The sequence below is a fragment of the Micromonospora arborensis genome (genome assembly GCF_003205615.1).
GTDB classification, from domain to species: domain Bacteria; phylum Actinomycetota; class Actinomycetes; order Mycobacteriales; family Micromonosporaceae; genus Micromonospora; species Micromonospora arborensis.
This window is the reverse complement of sequence record NZ_PYBV01000021.1, coordinates 234,580-250,473: the sequence shown is the minus strand read 5'-3', so window position 1 is coordinate 250,473 and position 15,894 is coordinate 234,580. Positions and strand designations below refer to the sequence as shown.

Annotated in this window: 13 protein-coding genes; 4 read left to right on the top strand and 9 right to left on the bottom strand. The window is 70.8% G+C overall.

The window, feature by feature from the left end:
- Positions 1-15 precede the first annotated feature (15 nt).
- Both C7C45_RS18405 and C7C45_RS18400 read right to left on the bottom strand, forming a co-directional pair.
- On the bottom strand, positions 16-1,494 hold the full coding sequence (locus C7C45_RS18405; protein ID WP_110564880.1) for a glutamate-cysteine ligase family protein: 1,479 nt from the start codon (positions 1,492-1,494) through the stop codon (positions 16-18).
- A gap of 325 nt (positions 1,495-1,819) precedes the next feature.
- Positions 1,820-2,401, bottom strand: coding sequence for a YceI family protein (locus tag C7C45_RS18400; protein WP_110564879.1), 582 nt, complete (start codon positions 2,399-2,401; stop codon positions 1,820-1,822).
- A gap of 99 nt (positions 2,402-2,500) precedes the next feature.
- Between C7C45_RS18400 and C7C45_RS18395 the strand changes: the two genes are divergently transcribed.
- Positions 2,501-3,019, top strand: coding sequence for a MarR family winged helix-turn-helix transcriptional regulator (locus C7C45_RS18395; RefSeq protein ID WP_110564878.1), 519 nt, complete (start codon positions 2,501-2,503; stop codon positions 3,017-3,019).
- A gap of 230 nt (positions 3,020-3,249) precedes the next feature.
- Here the strand turns inward: C7C45_RS18395 and C7C45_RS18390 are convergent, their stop codons facing one another.
- The 3 genes from C7C45_RS18390 to C7C45_RS18380 form a co-directional block, all read right to left on the bottom strand.
- Positions 3,250-5,919: an ATP-binding protein gene (locus C7C45_RS18390; RefSeq protein ID WP_110564877.1), complete on the bottom strand. Its 2,670-nt coding sequence runs from the start codon at positions 5,917-5,919 to the stop codon at positions 3,250-3,252.
- Between the two features lie 133 nt (positions 5,920-6,052).
- On the bottom strand, positions 6,053-7,201 hold the full coding sequence (locus tag C7C45_RS18385) for an acyl-CoA dehydrogenase family protein (protein WP_110564876.1): 1,149 nt from the start codon (positions 7,199-7,201) through the stop codon (positions 6,053-6,055).
- Between the two features lie 76 nt (positions 7,202-7,277).
- Positions 7,278-8,810, bottom strand: a complete 1,533-nt coding sequence (locus tag C7C45_RS18380) for an acyl-CoA carboxylase subunit beta (RefSeq protein ID WP_110564875.1) — start codon at positions 8,808-8,810, stop codon at positions 7,278-7,280.
- Between the two features lie 168 nt (positions 8,811-8,978).
- Here C7C45_RS18380 and C7C45_RS18375 point away from each other — a divergent pair, with 168 nt between their 5' ends.
- Positions 8,979-9,554, top strand: coding sequence for a snapalysin family zinc-dependent metalloprotease (locus tag C7C45_RS18375; protein ID WP_110564874.1), 576 nt, complete (start codon positions 8,979-8,981; stop codon positions 9,552-9,554).
- A gap of 61 nt (positions 9,555-9,615) precedes the next feature.
- Here the strand turns inward: C7C45_RS18375 and C7C45_RS18370 are convergent, their stop codons facing one another.
- From C7C45_RS18370 to C7C45_RS18360, 3 genes are all read right to left on the bottom strand, one after another.
- Positions 9,616-10,536, bottom strand: coding sequence for a hydroxymethylglutaryl-CoA lyase (locus C7C45_RS18370; RefSeq protein ID WP_110564873.1), 921 nt, complete (start codon positions 10,534-10,536; stop codon positions 9,616-9,618).
- Between the two features lie 156 nt (positions 10,537-10,692).
- Positions 10,693-12,030 carry an acetyl-CoA carboxylase biotin carboxylase subunit gene (locus tag C7C45_RS18365; RefSeq protein WP_110564872.1) on the bottom strand — a complete coding sequence of 446 codons (1,338 nt, stop codon included), beginning with the start codon at positions 12,028-12,030 and terminating at the stop codon, positions 10,693-10,695.
- 74 nt (positions 12,031-12,104) lie between these two features.
- Complete coding sequence (locus tag C7C45_RS18360) at positions 12,105-12,704, bottom strand: TetR/AcrR family transcriptional regulator (RefSeq protein ID WP_110564871.1); 600 nt, start codon at positions 12,702-12,704, stop codon at positions 12,105-12,107.
- Between the two features lie 108 nt (positions 12,705-12,812).
- Between C7C45_RS18360 and C7C45_RS18355 the strand changes: the two genes are divergently transcribed.
- Entirely contained in the window at positions 12,813-14,039 is a 1,227-nt protein-coding gene (locus tag C7C45_RS18355) for an MFS transporter (RefSeq protein ID WP_110564870.1), read from the top strand.
- Here the strand turns inward: C7C45_RS18355 and C7C45_RS18350 are convergent.
- Positions 14,036-15,193, bottom strand: a complete 1,158-nt coding sequence (locus C7C45_RS18350; RefSeq protein WP_110564869.1) for an FAD-dependent oxidoreductase — start codon at positions 15,191-15,193, stop codon at positions 14,036-14,038. The two genes, C7C45_RS18355 and C7C45_RS18350, sit on opposite strands and share 4 nt — an antisense overlap.
- A 103-nt stretch (positions 15,194-15,296) precedes the next feature.
- On the opposite strand from C7C45_RS18350, the gene C7C45_RS18345 reads away from it, so the two are divergent.
- Positions 15,297-15,878 (top strand): TetR/AcrR family transcriptional regulator, encoded by a 582-nt coding sequence (locus tag C7C45_RS18345; protein ID WP_110564913.1) that lies wholly within the window; start codon positions 15,297-15,299, stop codon positions 15,876-15,878.
- Positions 15,879-15,894 lie beyond the last annotated feature (16 nt).

Genomic DNA, 15,894 nt, shown 5'->3' with positions numbered 1-15,894 from the left:
GGTTCGATTTTCGAGTTAGGGGACTGGCCAGGTGTGGACGGGTTCGTTGGTGCGTTGGAGTTCGGCGTAGCGCTGGACCATGTGGTGCAGGGCGGCCGTTCGGTCCATGCCGTGGTGTCGCTCTGCCGCCCACACCGCGTCGGTCTGCCAGACGGCACCGTTGCGGCCGGTTCGGCAGCGCTGCTCGATGATGCCGAGCAGCCGGTCCCGTTGCGCCGGGGCCACACCGAACCCGTCCAGGCCGGCGGCGGCGGTGGGCAGCAACTGATCCAGCACCAGCCTGGTGACCGGGACGTCGCCGAGCCCGGGCCAGTGCAGCGCGGCGTCAAGGCCACGTCGGGCGGCGGCGTGGAAGTTCTCCTCGGCGGAGCTGAAGGTGAGTTGGCTCCAGATCGGACGGTCCGCCTCGGCCAGCCCCCGTGCCAGTCCGAAGTAGAACGCCGCGTTGGCGAGCATGTCCACCACCGTCGGCCCGGCCGGCAGCACCCGGTTCTCCACCCGCAGGTGTGGTCGGCCGTTCATGACGTCGTAGACCGGGCGGTTCCACCGGTAGACCGTGCCGTTGTGCAGCCTCAGCTCGCCGAGATGCGGCACCCCGCCAGCGTGTAGCACCTCCACCGGGTCCTCGTCCTCGCAGATCGGCAGCAGCGGCGGAAAATACCGGACGTTCTCCTCGAACAGGTCGAAGATCGAGGTGATCCATCGCTCGCCGAACCACACCCTGGGTCGTACGCCCTGGGCCTTGAGCTCATCCGGTCGGGTGTCGGTGGCCTGCTGGAACAGGGCGATCCGAGTTTCGGCCCACAGCTGGCGTCCGTACAGGAAGGGGCTGTTCGCTCCGATCGCCACCTGTACACCGGCGATGGCCTGCGAGGCGTTCCAGTAGTCGGCGAAGCTGTCCGGCGCCACCTGAAGGTGGAACTGGAGGCTGGTGCAGGCGGCCTCGGGGGCGATCGAGTCGGTGTGCGTCTGCAACTGCTCGACGCCACGGATGTCCAGCTCGATGTCCTCGCCGCGGGCACCGACGATCTGGTCGTTGAGCACCCGGTAGCGCTCGTTGGTGGAGAGATTGTCCTCGACCAGGTGCCCCTCGGTGAGGGTGGGCAGGATCCCGACCAGGACGATCTGCGCGTCGGACCTGGCCGCGCGTTCGTCGGCCCGGGAGAGGCTGCCGCGCAGGTCGTGCTCGTAGTCGGCGAAGCCGGTGCCCTCGATCAGTCGGGGCTCGGCGTTGAGTTCCAGGTTGAACTGCCCCAACTCGGTCTGGAACAGCGGGTCGGCGATGTCGGCGAGGATCTCCTCGTTGCGCATCGCCGGCTCGGCGGCCGAGTCGACCAGGTTGAGTTCGATCTCCAGACCGGTCATCGGCCGGTCGGCGTCGAACCCGAAGTCGTCGAGCATCAGGGCGAAGACGTCCAGGCACCGCCGCACCTTCTGCCGGTAACGGACGCGATCGTCCCGGGTGAAGGCGCCCTGCGAGACGTCCCTGCCCATGTGTCCTCCCGACGGCCGGCGCGGTCGGGATTCTGCCGTCCCGGAAAGCGCATTGTGAACCCTCCACGTTAAGAGCGCCCACCTGACCGGAGCCAGAGGCCGACAGCGGTGATCCGACATCGACCGGAGCGGACGCACTCGTGGCGCCATCTGTACCCCGTCGTGGACCGACCGGACCCGGGGGCGGTACGAACAAGTCGTGACAATTACCACGACATCGGCGTGGCGGGGGAGCCAAAGCAGTGCCCGCGCCAACGTGCGGACATGCCGCAGGGCCCGCGCCGAACGTGCGGCGCGGGCCCTGCGTACTGGTGATCTGGGTAGATCAGGCCTGGCGGATGGCCTCGCCCTCGATCTCAATCTTGATCTTGCGGCTGACCAGCACGCCGCCGGTCTCCAGGGCGACGTTCCAGGTCAGGCCGAACTCCTCGCGGTCGATCTCGGTGCTCGCGGAGAAACCGAAGATGTCCTGGCCGAACGGGCTGCGGCCGACACCCTCGAACTCCACCTCCAGCTCGACCGGCCGGGTGACGCCCAGGATGCTCAGCTCACCGGTGAGCACGAACTCGCTGCCACGACGGGACTTGACCCCGGTGCTGCGGAACTCGAGCGTCGGGAACTTCTCGGGGTTCAGGAACTCGGGGCCGCGCAGGTGTGCGTCCCGGTCGGCCTGGGCGGTGTCGATGCTGGCGGCCTGGATGGTCGCGACGACCGACGACTGCAGCGGGTCCTCGGCAATGGTGATGGTGGCGGTCGCCTCCTTGAACTCACCACGAACCTTGCTGACCATCATGTGCCGAGCGACGAAGCCGACACGCTTGTGCGCCCCGTCGAGCGCGTAGGTGCCGGCCGCCGGGATGGTGAGGCCGTCCCAGTCGCGGGTAACCGCATCGATGCTGCTGGTCATGCTGCTGTCCTCCAGAGGAATGTTTAATAGCCCAACGACTGCTGAAGCAAATAGAACCGCAACAACATTCCCCGTGTCAAGTACTGGTAGGATGAACGAGTGACCAACGTGTTCGACGATCCCCGGATCACCGCCGTCGGCCTGCTCTTCGAGGCACACGCCGGGCTGTCCGCCCGGTTCACCGCCCAACTCGAGGAGCACGGCCTCTCCGCGGTCGAGTTCGAGGTCATCACCCGACTCGCCCGCTCGCCGGGCAACCAACTGCGCATGACCGACCTCGCGGCGCAGACCTCGTTGTCGACCAGCGGCGTGACGCGCGTGGTGGACCGGATGGAACGGGACGGCCTACTCACCCGCCGGGCCTGCCCGAGTGACCGGCGCAGCTCGTACGCGGTGGTCACCGCCGCCGGGATGCACCGACTGAACGAGACGCTACCCGGGCACCTGCAGATGATCGAGCAGTGGTTCACCGGTCAACTCGACCCGGAGGCGCTCGCAGCCCTCCTGGACGGGCTGCGTCGGGTCCGTGACGCCGCGCACCCATGCGCCACCGCCGGTAGCGACGAGGTCGGCCCCGAGCAGCAGACCCCCGCCAGCGACGGTGCCAGACAACGCTGAGCAGCACGCGTGGCGGCACCGGCAGAAAGACCGGCAGAACTGGCCCGGCCAAGCCGGATAATTCGGTCTAACCCGACTTCCTGCCGCCGTAGCGGTGGCAGGCTTCCCTCACCGGGGATCACCGGGGGGTGACGGCGCGGGCGGACAGCGAGGGGTAGCACCAAGGGGGCTCTTCGCCCGCGCCACTCTCCCGGAGGCTGGCCACCCCAAGGCCACTCACGACACAGGCCCTAGCGTGCCTCCGCCACACCCCGAACGGCGGTCAGCGCGTAGAGCAGCCCCGACTCCTGCGGCAGCAGCCGAATGCCGTTCTCCTGACAGACCCGCTCCAGCCGATCGAGAACCGCCGGGTTCGCGGTGCTCGCGGCCAGTCCGACCAGCGCCTCCACCACGTCTCTGCGATCCTGACCCGGGTCGTCGGCGGCGGCGGCGAACCACTCGGCGGCCAACTCCCGGTCACCCTGGTGCAGCGCCAGATTCCCCTCGATCAACGCGCAGAGCCCTGCCTCCGCCCCACCCGAGGACGACGCGGCGTCCTCCGAGCGCGGGCGCGGTGCCATGGCCGACGCTCGCGCCGATACGACCTCGGCGGCCGCCGCGCGCAGCTCAGTGAGCACCTCGGTCGCCTCGGTGCCGCGCCCGTCCTGAGCGAGCGCCAACCCGAGTTTGCCGAGCACCCGCCGGCGGAGCCCCGGATCACCCAGCTCGGACAACGCCGCAACGACCCGTCGGCCATGGTCGACGGCGTCCGCGTACCAGCCCTCCAGTCGGGCGACCTCGGCCCGATTGGCCCAGGTCAGCACTCGAAGTCGCTGCTCCCCACTCTCGGCCGCGAGCCGGTCCGCCGCAGCGAGCCGGCGGCGGGCCGCAGCCAGGTCGCCAACCCGGATCTCGTGCCAGGCGAGGCTGTTCTGGGCCACCGCCAGGTCCCTGGTTCGGCCATTGCGGGCGGCCATCCGCAGAGCCGTCTCGGCCTGCTCGCGAGCCTCATCGTGCTGGCCGACGGAGAGCAGCAGGGTGCCGAGCACGTTTCGTGCCTCCAACTCCCCGGTGACATCACCGGCCTGCCGGAAGATGTCCAGCGCGGCACGCGCGGTCGGCAACTCCTCGGCGCCCGCTCCGTGCTCGGCCGCGAGCCGGGCAACCCCGAGAGCCGCCCAGCCACGCAGGACCGGATCGGCGTCGGCGGTCCGCGGATCCGCCAACAGCCGCCGCAGCCACCGCCGCCCGGCAACGTCGCGCCCACGGAACCGCCACCAGCGGGTCAGGCAGGCCGCCAGCCGCAGCGCGATCAGCGGGTCGTCCGTGGCCGCGTGCACCAGCGACGAGCTGATGTCACTGCTCATCTCGTCCAGCCGCTGCACCGCGTCGGGCGACCGGGGGCCGACCAGGTCGGTCGCGGTCCGCGCCACCAGGCGCGCGATCACCTCCGCGTGCCGACGTCGGATGCGGGTCAACTCACCCTCGCCGGCTGCCTGTTCGACGGCATAGTCGCGGACCGCGTCGAGCAGCCGGAACCGGAACGAGCCGGTGCCACGGACGCTCAGCAGCCCGAGCTCGACGAACCGGTCCAACAACGGAACGGGGTCGGTCACCACCGCGCCGTCCCGGTCCGCCTCGTCGGCGAGCATCTCCTCGGCCAACTCCACCGACCAGCGATGGTCGAACACGGCGAGTTGGCGCAGCGCCGCACGCTCGGCCGGTGCCAGCAATCGGTAGCTGGTCGCCACCGCGTCCCGCAGGGTGACCGCCGCAGGCGCAGGTGTGGCGGCGCGGCCGCTCGATCGACGGGTGAGCGCATCCGGTGCGTCCCAACCGGGGTGGACCGCCGGATCGGCGGGAGTCGCGAGGTCGAGCACCCGGTCGCCGTACCGGTCGAGTAGTTGGGTGAGGTCGAGGAGTCGGCCCCGGGCGGCCATCAGCTCGATGGCCAGCGGCAGTCCTCCCAGCCGGCGAACCAGCGCGGCGAGCGCTGGCAGCTCGTCGGGGGTGGGCGACTCCCGGCGGACCTGCGCGAGCCGGGAGGTGAACAACGCGACCGCCGGCCACGCTTCGAGGGCGGCCGCTCCGGAGTTTTCGGCGCCCGGCGGGGGCACGTCGAGTGGCGCGACCGGCCAGACCCTCTCGCCGGGTAGCCCGACCGGATGCCGCCCGGTGACCAACACCCGCAGCGAGGGCAACGCACCGGTCAGCCGATGCAGCGTCGCGGCCACCGGGTTCGGGGCGCGCTCCACGGCATCGATCACCAACAGCGCCGGCCGCCCGGCGAGCCGAACCACCAGCTCCGGTAGCCGCGCCGCGCCGAGTACCGCCATCGACGCAGCGAGCACGTCCGGTCCGTCCGAGCCCTCGCCGACCAGCACACCGGCCACACCGGCCGGATGGGCGAAGGCCGCCGTGTGCGCCACCGCCGTCGCCAGGGCGGTCTTGCCGACCCCGGCCAAGCCGACCAGGCTCACCAGTCGGGGCCCGCGCTCCGCGGTCAGCATTCCGGCCAGTTCGGTGACGTCGCGGTCCCGGCCGACCAGCGTGACCGGCGGCGGGAGGGCGATCGGCGGGTCGGCGGGTGCGGCTTCCGACGTGGTTGCGCCGGCGACCGGCGCCGTCGAGGTGGTGTCTGGCCGGGATGACTCGGCACCGGCCGAGCCGCGGGCCGCGGCCAGGAACGCCGCCCGGCTGGTGCCGGTCAGCGCCAACGCCGCGGCCAGCAACTCGACGGTGGTGCGTTGCGGCCGGACCGACCGACCACGCTCCAGGTCACGCACCGTCCGCACACCCACCCCGGCCCGGGACGCCAACTCGGCCTGGGTCAGGCCCGCCGTGCGTCGATGCCCGCGGAGCAGCTCCGGCAGGGCGGTACGACCAGCCGGGCTCCGCGACCGATCATGATCCGGAGTCATGGGCACGAAGAGTACGGATCGACTACGACCAACGGCAGCCGAACGTCGGGCTACCGACGCCTCCTCGCCAAAACCCGACAGCCGTACGGACAGCCCTGCCGGGACCGGTCAGTCAGCTTGCTCGGCGGAGCCTTCAGAGACCCAGATCACGAGCGATGATCATGCGCTGCACCTCGCTGGTGCCCTCGCCGATCTCCAGGATCTTGGAGTCCCGCCAGAACCGGGCCACCGGGTACTCGTTCATGAAGCCGTAGCCGCCGTGGATCTGGGTGGCCTCCCGGGCGTTGTCCACCGCGATCGTGCTGGCGTGCAGTTTGGCGATGGCGGCCTGCCGCTTGAACGGCTCGCCGGCCAGCATCCGGGCGGCAGCGTCGTAGTAGGCCAACCGGGCGGTGTGCGCCTTCAGCTCCATGTCCGCGATCTTGAACTGGATGGCCTGGTTGACGCCGATCGGCCGGCCGAAGGCGTGCCGCTCCTTCGCGTACTTGATCGACTCGTCGACGCAGCCCTGGGCGAGGCCGACGGCCAGCGCCGCGATGGCGATCCGACCCTCGTCGAGGATCCGCAGGAACTGGGCGAAGCCGCGGCCCCGCTCGCCGAGCAGGTTCGCCGCCGGCACCCGGCAGTCGTCGAAGGTCAGCTCGTGGGTGTCCGAGGCGGTCCACCCCACCTTGGAGTAGCCCGGTGCCACGGTGAACCCGGGCGTGCCGGTCGGCACGATGATTGTCGACAACTCCTTGGAGCCGTCCGGGTTGGTGCCGGTCACCGCGGTGACGGTCACCATGGCCGTGATGTCGGTCCCCGAGTTGGTGATGAACGCCTTCGACCCGTTGATCACCCACTCGTCACCGTCGAGGACCGCCCGCGTCTGGGTGCCGGCGGCGTCCGAGCCGGTGCCCGGCTCGGTGAGACCGAAACCGGCCAGCGCCTCGCCGCTGAGCAGCCTGGGCAGCCACGTCGCCTTCTGCTCCTCGGTGCCGAAGCGGTAGATCGGCATCGCGCCCAACGAGACCGCCGCCTCCAGCGTGATGGCCACGCTGGAGTCGACCCGGGCCAACTCCTCCAGGGCCAGGCAGAGCGCGAAGTAGTCACCGCCCATGCCGCCGTGCTCCTCGTCGAAGGGCAGGCCGAACAGGCCCATCTTGCCCATCTGCCGGATCACCTCGTACGGGAACGTGTGCTGCTCGTAGTGCTCGGCGATGACCGGGGCGACCACGTCGCGCGCGAAGTCCCGCACGCTCTCCCGCAACGCCGCTTGTTCGTCGGTGAGCCGGAAGTCCATCTCATCCTCCTGTGTGGACGGTCCGCCGGGCGCTCGTGACGCCGGGGCGGGTCGCTGTGGCGGCCTGGGTCGAGGATCAGACCGGGGTGACGCCGTGCCGACGGCGGGAGAAGTGCCGATCCTTCGTACGCGCGGCCGCGAAGCGACGGACCAACTCGGTACGCAGGTCGTGCGGCTCGACGATGGCGTCCACCACCAACTCGCTGGCGAGCCGGATCACGTCGATGTCCTTCTCGTACTCGGCCCGCTTGGCGGCGACGAAGGCGGCCCGCTCGTCTTCGTCGCCGATGGCGGCGATCTTGTTGGCGTAGACCGCGTTCACGGCGGCCTCGGCCCCCATCACCGCGATCTTCGCGGTGGGCAGCGCGATGGTGGCGTCCGGCTCGAAGCCGGGGCCGGCCATCGCGTAGAGGCCGGCGCCGTACGCCTTGCGGACCACCACGCAGATCTTCGGCACCGTCGCCTCGGAGATCGCGGTGATCATCTTGGCGCCGTGCCGGATGATCCCCTGCTTCTCGACCACGCTGCCGACCATGAAACCGGGCACGTCGCTGAGGAACAGCAGCGGCACGTTGAACGCGTCGCAGAGTTGCACGAACCTGGTCGCCTTGTCGGCCGAGTCGACGAAGAGCACACCGCCCTTGAACATCGAGTTGTTGCCGATGACGCCGACGACCTGACCGTCGAGACGGCCGAAGCCGATGGTCAGCTCCTTGGCCCAGAGTGCCTGGATCTCGAAGAAGGAACCCTCGTCGAGCAGGCCCTTGACGTACCGCCGCATGTCGAACGCCTGCCGCTCGCTGGCCGGCACCAGCGCGGCCAGGTCGGCCTTCGCCGGCGCGGCGACCGGCGGCGCGGTCGGCGGCTGCTGCGTCCAGTTCGCCGGCAGGTACGACAGGTAGGTCTTCACCACGTCGAGCGCGTCGGCCTCGGTCTTGCAGAGGAAGTGCCCGACGCCCGATTCGGCGGTGTGCACCTTGGCCCCGCCCATCGCCTCCAGGGTGGTCTTCTCGCCGGTGACCATCTCGACCATCCGGTCGGAGCCGAGATACATGCTCGCGTTGCCGTCGACCAGGGCCACCACATCACAGAACGCCGGAATGTACGCCCCACCGGCGGCGCTCGGACCGAACAACGCGCAGACCTGCGGGATCGACCCCGAGGCGCGCACCTGGTTCCAGAAGATCTTTCCGGCGCCACGCCGGCCGGGGAAGAGGTCGACCTGGTCGGTGATCCGAGCACCCGCCGAGTCGACCAGGTAGACCATGGGCACACCCGCGCCGTACGCACGCTCGATGATGCGGATGATCTTTTCGACGGTGCGAGCGCCCCAACTGCCGGCCTTGACGGTGGAGTCGTTGGCCATCAGGCAGACCTGGCGGCCGTCGATCGTGGCGGTGCCGGTGACGACCCCGTCGGCCGGCAGCCCGTCGGCCAGCGCGTTCGCGTAGAGGCCGTCCTCGACGAACGAACCCTCGTCGACCAGGAGCGCGACCCGCTCACGGGCGAACAGCTTGCCCTTGGCCGCGTTGGCCGCGTGGTACTTGTCCGCGCCGCCGGACCGGGCCCGCTTGCGCAGTTGCTCCAGCGCCTCACCGTCGAGCGTCACGCCGACTCCCTCGCCATCCTGACCTGAACGATCGTTAGGCTATCGCATCGGCGCGACTGCCGGCGACCCATGAGCGAACCAGACGGCGAAGCCCAGAACAAGACATTGAAAAACGTGAATACTTATCGCTAGGCTCCTGGCACCCCTCCTCCCGGATTGGAGTCAGCGATGACCTCACGACTCAATCGGCTCGCGGTCGCCCTGGTGGCGACGGCACTCACCACCCTCGGCGTCACGGTCGCCAACCCCTCGCCCGCGTCCGCCGCAATGACCATCTGCTACAACACCAGCCAGGCGGGCAACTACGCCGGCACCGCCAGCCAGGCCGCCTCGATCTGGAACAACGCCACGTCGAACCTGACGCTCTCGGCGAACTGCGGCTCCAACCTCCGGATCTACCAGATCACCGGCGGCGGCTCGTACGCCGTGCGGACCAGCCTCGGCAACGGCCGGGTCTACATCGACACGCAGCAGGCAGCGCAGTACAACCCGCTGCGGATCATGACCCACGAGATCGGGCACATCCTCGGCCTGCCGGACAACTACAACGGGAACTGCTCGCTGCTGATGTCCGGCGGCAGCGCCGGCACCAGCTGCACCAACCCGTACCCGAGCACCGCCGAGGCGAACCGGGTCAGCAACCTCTTCGCCGGCACCCGCATCGCCACCGAGCGCGGCACGGACCGCACCGGGGCTGACATCTTCCGCGACAGCTGGCCGAGCATGCTCACCTCCGTGAGCTGATCGACCGGGTACGTCGGAGGGGCCGGCATCGCGCCGGCCCCTCCCCGTGTCCGCCCAGCGGTCAGCTCGGCATCGACGTCAGTCGGGTCCGCGGACCCGCGCGCAGCACACCGGACGGGAGCTTCTTGCCGAGCAACTCCTCGGCCAGCTCCGCCACCTCGATCAGGGCCGCCAGGTCGACGCCGGTGTCGATGCCCATGTCGTGCAGCATGTGCACGGCCTCCTCGGTGGCCAGGTTGCCGCTCGCCCCCGGCGCGTACGGGCAGCCACCCAGACCACCGACGCTGGCGTCGAACTCGGTCACCCCCAACTCCAATGCGGTCAACAGGTTGGCCAGCGCCGTACCCCGGGTGTTGTGGAAGTGCAGCAGGACCGGGACGTGCGCGTTGCGGTCGCGTACCGCGGTCAGCAGCTCGCGGACCCGGCGCGGCGTGCCCATGCCGGTGGTGTCGCCGAACGCGACCCGGTCGGCGCCGTCGCGGACCACCCGGTCCACGATCCCGGCCACCCGCCGCGGGTCGATGTCCCCCTCGTACGGGCAGCCGAAGCTGGTCGCCACGATCACCTCGACCCGCGCGGAAGCGCCGTGCAGCAGGTCGATCAGCTCGGCGATGTCGTCCAGTGACTCGTCGGTGGACCGGTTGACGTTGCGCCGGTTGTGCGTGTCGCTGGCCGAGACGACCACTTCGATCTCGGTGAACCCGGCGGCGAGAGCGCGCTGGGCACCCCGGGTGTTCGGCACCAGCGCCGAATAACGCACGCCGTCGGCCCGCACCGCCCGCCGCCACACCTCGTCGGCGTCGGCCATCTGCGGAATCGCCTTCGGGTGGACGAACGACACCGCCTCGATCCGGCGTACACCGGTGGCGGAGAGCGCGTCGAGCAGCCGCACCTTGGCGTCGGCCGGAATCGGGTCCTCGTTCTGCAGCCCGTCCCGTGGCCCGACCTCGCGAATGGAGACAAAATCCGGCAGGTCCGCCATAAGGGGTCACCTCACTGTGACGTAGTGCTGTGCTGGGGATCCTCCCAGCATGCCACCCCCTGTTGATCAAGAGGTTTGCGTCATCCGGAGCCGGAATCCTGACGCAAACCTCTTGATCAACCGCTGCGGGGGTGGGGGTGGGGGTGGGGGTGGGGGTTAGCGCATGCGGGGGACTATGCCGGTGTCGTAGGTGCCGGAGCGGAACTCGGCGTTGTTTAGCAGCTCGGCGAAGAAGGGGACGTTGTTCTTCGGGCCCTCGATCTGGAACTGGGCGACCGCCGCCTTCGCCCGTTCCAGCACCTCGTCCCGGGTGGCGCCGGTGATGATCAGCTTGGCCAGCAGGCTGTCGTAGAACTGGGTGACGGTGTTGCCCTCGGTGTAGCCGGAGTCCACCCGGACGCCCTCACCCGTCGGTTCCACCCAGGTCCTGATCACGCCCGGGCCGGGAAAGAAACGCTTCGGGTCCTCCGCGTTGATCCGCATCTCGATCGCGTGCCCGCGCGGGACCAGCCCGTCCGGGTCGAAGGTCGGGGCCAGCCCGGCCGCCACCCGCAACTGCTCCTCGACCAGGTCCACGCCGTAGACGTACTCGGTCACCGGGTGCTCCACCTGCAGCCGCGTGTTCATCTCGAGGAAGAAGAACTCACCGGAGGCCGGGTCGAGCAGGCACTCCACCGTGCCCGCGTTGCGGTAGCCGACCGCCTCACCAGCACGCACCGCCGCCGCCAGGAGGCGGGACCGCAGCTCCGGCGACACCGCCGGCGAAGGGGACTCCTCGACCAGCTTCTGGTTGCGCCGCTGCACCGAGCACTCCCGCTCGCCGAGCGCCACCACCCGGCCGTCGGCCAGGCCGAGGATCTGCACCTCGACGTGGCGCACCCGGGGGAAGTACCGCTCGATCAGCACCGAACCGTCGCCGAACATCCGCTCGGCGAACGTGCACACCTTGTCGTACTCGGTGCGCAGCGCGGCCTCGTCGACGGCCACGCCCATGCCCATGCCGCCGCCACCGGCCGCGGCCTTGACCATCACCGGGTAGCCGATCTCGGCAGCGGCCGTCACCGCCGCATCCAGGTCGGCGGCCGGGTCGGTGGTGCCGGGCGCGACCGGAACGCCGGCCGCGGCCATCAGGTTCCGGGCATTGATCTTGTCGCCCATCGCGGCGATCGCGTCCGCGCCGGGCCCGACCCAGATCAGGCCGCTCGACTCGACGGTACGGGCGAACTCGGCGTTCTCCGACAGGAAGCCGTACCCGGGGTGGATGGCCTGCGCACCTGTCGACTTCGCGGCAGCGATGATCGCCTCGGTGTTGCGGTAGCTCTGCGCCGGGTTCGGCGGGCCGATCAGGACCGCCTCGTCCGCCTCGGCGACGAACGGCAGGTCGGCGTCGGCCTCCGAGTACACCGCGATCGCGCGGATGCCGAGCCGCTTGGCGGTACGGATGATCCGGCGTGCGATCTCGCCCCGATTGGCGACCAGCAGTGACTCGATCATGTTTCCTCCCGGCGTCCGGATGTTGGGACGATGGTTAGGGAATCACGACCGGCGGACTTCTGACGAGTCGGGTTTCAGGCGAGCAGCGCGGCCAGGGTGGCGTCGCGCAGCAACTCGGCGCGGCGCCGCCGGTCCACCTCACCGCCGAGGAACGGCGTCGAGTTCATCAGACCGAACGCGGCGTGCGCGAGCACCCGCGCCTCGCCGTCGGGCATGCCCGGGTGCAGCGCGGTCAGCACGGTGACCCATTCCTCGACGTAGAGCCGTTGCAGGCGACGGATCCGCCGCCGCGGCTCCTCCGGCAGGCGGTCCAACTCGTGCAGGTGCAGGGCGATCACCGCCGGGTTGGCCAGCGCGAACTCGACGTGAAAGTCGATCAGCGACTCCAGCACACCGCGCGGGTCATCCGGGCGCCCGGCGGCTCGTTCCCGCCCGCCGGCCAGCAAACCCTCGCTCACCGGGATCAGCGCGGCGGCCAGCATCGCCTCCTTGCCGGCGAAGTGGTGGTAGAGCGCCGGACCGGTCACACCGGCCGCTGCGCCGATGTCGTCCATCGACACACCGTGATAGCCGCGGGCGGCGAACAGACCGACCGCGATCTCCAGGATTTCCTCCTTGCGGGATCTGCGCCGGCCCGCACCCGCCGCACCCCGTGCCTGTTGCTCCACCGTCACCGGGCAAGCGTAGACCGCAAACTGCCTGTGATGGAGTGGCGGTCAGCGGGCGGGTTGGCACACCGCGCGGCTTGACCCTCGACCCGGTCGAACCTGCACGGTCACCGAATGACCTCCTCCGCTCTCGGCCGGGACTTCCGGCTGCTCTGGTCCGCCGCCGTCTCGTCGCGGTTCGGGGACGCGCTGCGTACGCCGGCGCTGGCCCTGTTGGCCGCGACGGTGACCCGCGACCCTCGGATCATCGCGGCGATCACCGTGGTCGGCCAACTGCCGCCGTTGCTCTTCGGTCTGCTCGGCGGCGTGTACGCGGACCGCTGGGACCGTCGTCGGACGATGGCCCTGGTCGACGGGGTACGCGCCACCGTGGTGGCGGCGCTGGCCGTGACGGTCGCCCTGGACCGGATCAGTGTTGCGGTGCTGTTGGTGGCGGCGTTCCTGCTCGCCACGCTGGGCACCCTCTTCGACTCCGCCTCGTTCGCGTTGCTTCCCGCGCTGGTACCGCCGGACGCGCTGCCCCGGGCGAACGGTCGACTTCAGGCGGGCGCCGCAGTGGCCGGTGGTTTCCTGGGCGCACCCGCCGCCGGTGTCCTCTTCGCCGTCGCCCCGGCTCTCCCGTTCGCGGTCGACGCCCTCACCTTCGCCGCGGCCGCCCTGCTCGTGCTGGCCCTGGCTCCCGTCGCGAACGCGCACTCGCGACCCGTGCTGCGGCGCGGGTCGGTGTGGAGCGAGATCGTCGAAGGGCTGCGCTGGTTGCGCGCGCACCGGACCCTGTGGCGGGTGACCGTGCTCGCCGCCGCGAGCAACCTGGCGATCAGCGGGATCATGGCGGTGCTGGTGCTCTACGCGCTGGACGTGCTGCGGGTGCCGCCCGCCGGGTACGGGCTGTTCGCCGCTGCGGCCATCGTCGGCGGTGTGGCGGGGGCTCTCGGCGCGAGTCGGCTCGCCGCCCGGCTCGGCACGGTGCCGGCGCTGCGCGCGGTGCTCGCCGTGGAGACCGTGGCGCTGGCCGGCTTCGCGCTTGCCCGGGATCCGGTGTCGGGCGGGTTCGCACTGGCCGTCTTCGCCGCCGGCACCGTCGTGTGGAACAGCCTGTGCGCGTCGTACGGTCAGCGGCACGTGCCGGCCGGGCTGCTCGGCCGGGTGGGTGCAGCCCAGCGGATGGTCGGTCTGCTCACCGCGCCGGTCGGGGCGGTGCTCGCCGGACTTGCCGCTGCGGCGTACGGCACGGTGCCGGTGGCGGGCGCGGCGGCAGGCACGTTCGCGCTGGTCACCCTGGCCGCGTGGCGGACACTGCGGCCGGCTGCCCCCGGCGTGCTGAGCCCCACCGCGGCCTAGCTCGGTGTCCGTTCCCGATGGGACAGCCCGGAAAGGCGCAGCGCGACCTTCCGGCGGGCTGGCGGCAGTACGCCGAGCAGCCGGAGCAGCACGTCGCGAGCCGGACGGCGAGCCGGGGGGACGGCGGCCAGCCGGGTCAGCCCGGCGGCGAAGCTCAGCACGTCCTCGGCCATCGGCCGCTGCCGGGCGGTGTAGTCGTCGAGCAGCGATTCCGGACCTCCGTCGAGCACGTCCGCCACCGCGGTCCCGAGGGCAACCGCGTCGCAGATGCCGAGGTTCATGCCCTGCCCTCCGGCTGGGCTGTGCACGTGCCCGGCGTCGCCGGCCAGCAGCACCGGCCCGGCTCGGAAGGTGTCGGCGATCCGGTGGTGCACCCGGAACCGGGAGCCCCAGAGCACCTCCGTCACCCGGGCGGGCCGTCGCGCCGGGCCGCGCTCGTCGAGCAGCGCCTGGAGGTACGCCACGTCCGGTGCGGCCGGGGCTGTCTCCACCGCGGCTACCAGTCGGATCACCCCGTCGGGGAGCGGCGCCCAGACCAGTGGCCCGGAGCGGGCAAGGAAGAGAGCCACCTCCTCGCCGGGCAGGGCGCTGTCCACCCGCACGTCGGCGAGCACGAAGGACTCGGCGTCGCTGACGCCGTCGAATTCGATGCCGGCCGCCTGCCGGACGGTGCTGTGCAAGCCGTCGGCACCGACCACGTACCGGGCGCGCAGCGCTTCCCCGTCGACCTGCGCCAGCACCCCGTCAGCGGTCACCTCCAGCCCGGTCAGCCGGCACGGCCGCCGCACCCGGACACCGAGGTCGGCCAACCGCTCGGTGAGCACCGCCTCGGTGACCGACTGGGAGACCAGCAGCGCGTAGGGGAAGCGGGACGGCAGCTCGTGGAACGGCACCGACAGCAACATCCGGTCCCGATCGCGGACGGTGAAGCGCGGCGACCGCACCCCCTGGGCGACCAGCGGCGCCGCAACGCCGATCCGGTCCAGCACCTCCAGGGTGTACGCGTGCACCACCGCCGCACGGGAGGTCGTCGGCGGTTCGGCCTGCTGGTCCAGCACGATCACGTCGATCCCGCGGCGGGCCAGTGTCAGCGCGGTGGCGAGACCGGTGGGGCCAGCGCCCACCACCAGGACGTCGGTACTCGTCGGCAGCATGTCAACCTCCAAACCTTTGCCAACACCTGTTGGCAAACACTTGTTGGCAACGTTAAGGCGCTGCTGATTGCATGTCAACAGTTGTTGGCATACGGTCGTGGGCATGACAGCGTCCGCCCAGCCGACCCACCCCCGCCGCTCCGATGCGACCCGGGCGGCGATCCTCCGAGCTGCCCGGGAACGGTTCGCGGCGGACGGATACGAGCGCGCCACGATCCGGGCCATCGCCGCCGACGCCCAGATCGACCCGTCGATGGTCATGCGCTACTACGGCAGCAAAGAAGGGCTCTTCGCGGCGGCCGCCGAATTCGACCTACGCCTGCCCGATCTGAGCGCGGTGCCGCCCGCTCGTCTCGGCGAGGTGCTGGTCCGGCATTTCCTCGCCCGCTGGGACGGCGACGAGACGCTCGTGGCGCTGCTTCGCGCCGCCAGCACCAATCCGGGCGCGGCCGAACGCATGCGCGGCATCTTCGCCGACCAGCTCACTGCCGCCGTGACCGCGTTCGGCAGCGATTCGGCGCTGACCGCCCGACGGGCCGGCCTGGTGGCCAGTCAACTCCTCGGCCTCGCCTTCACCCGGTACATCGTCCGCCTACCGCCCATGGTGGACACACCACCCGAGGAGCTGGTCTCCTGGATCGCACCGACCCTCCAGCGCTACCTCACCGGGCTGCCGGAGAGCTGACCCAACCTTTTGGCCC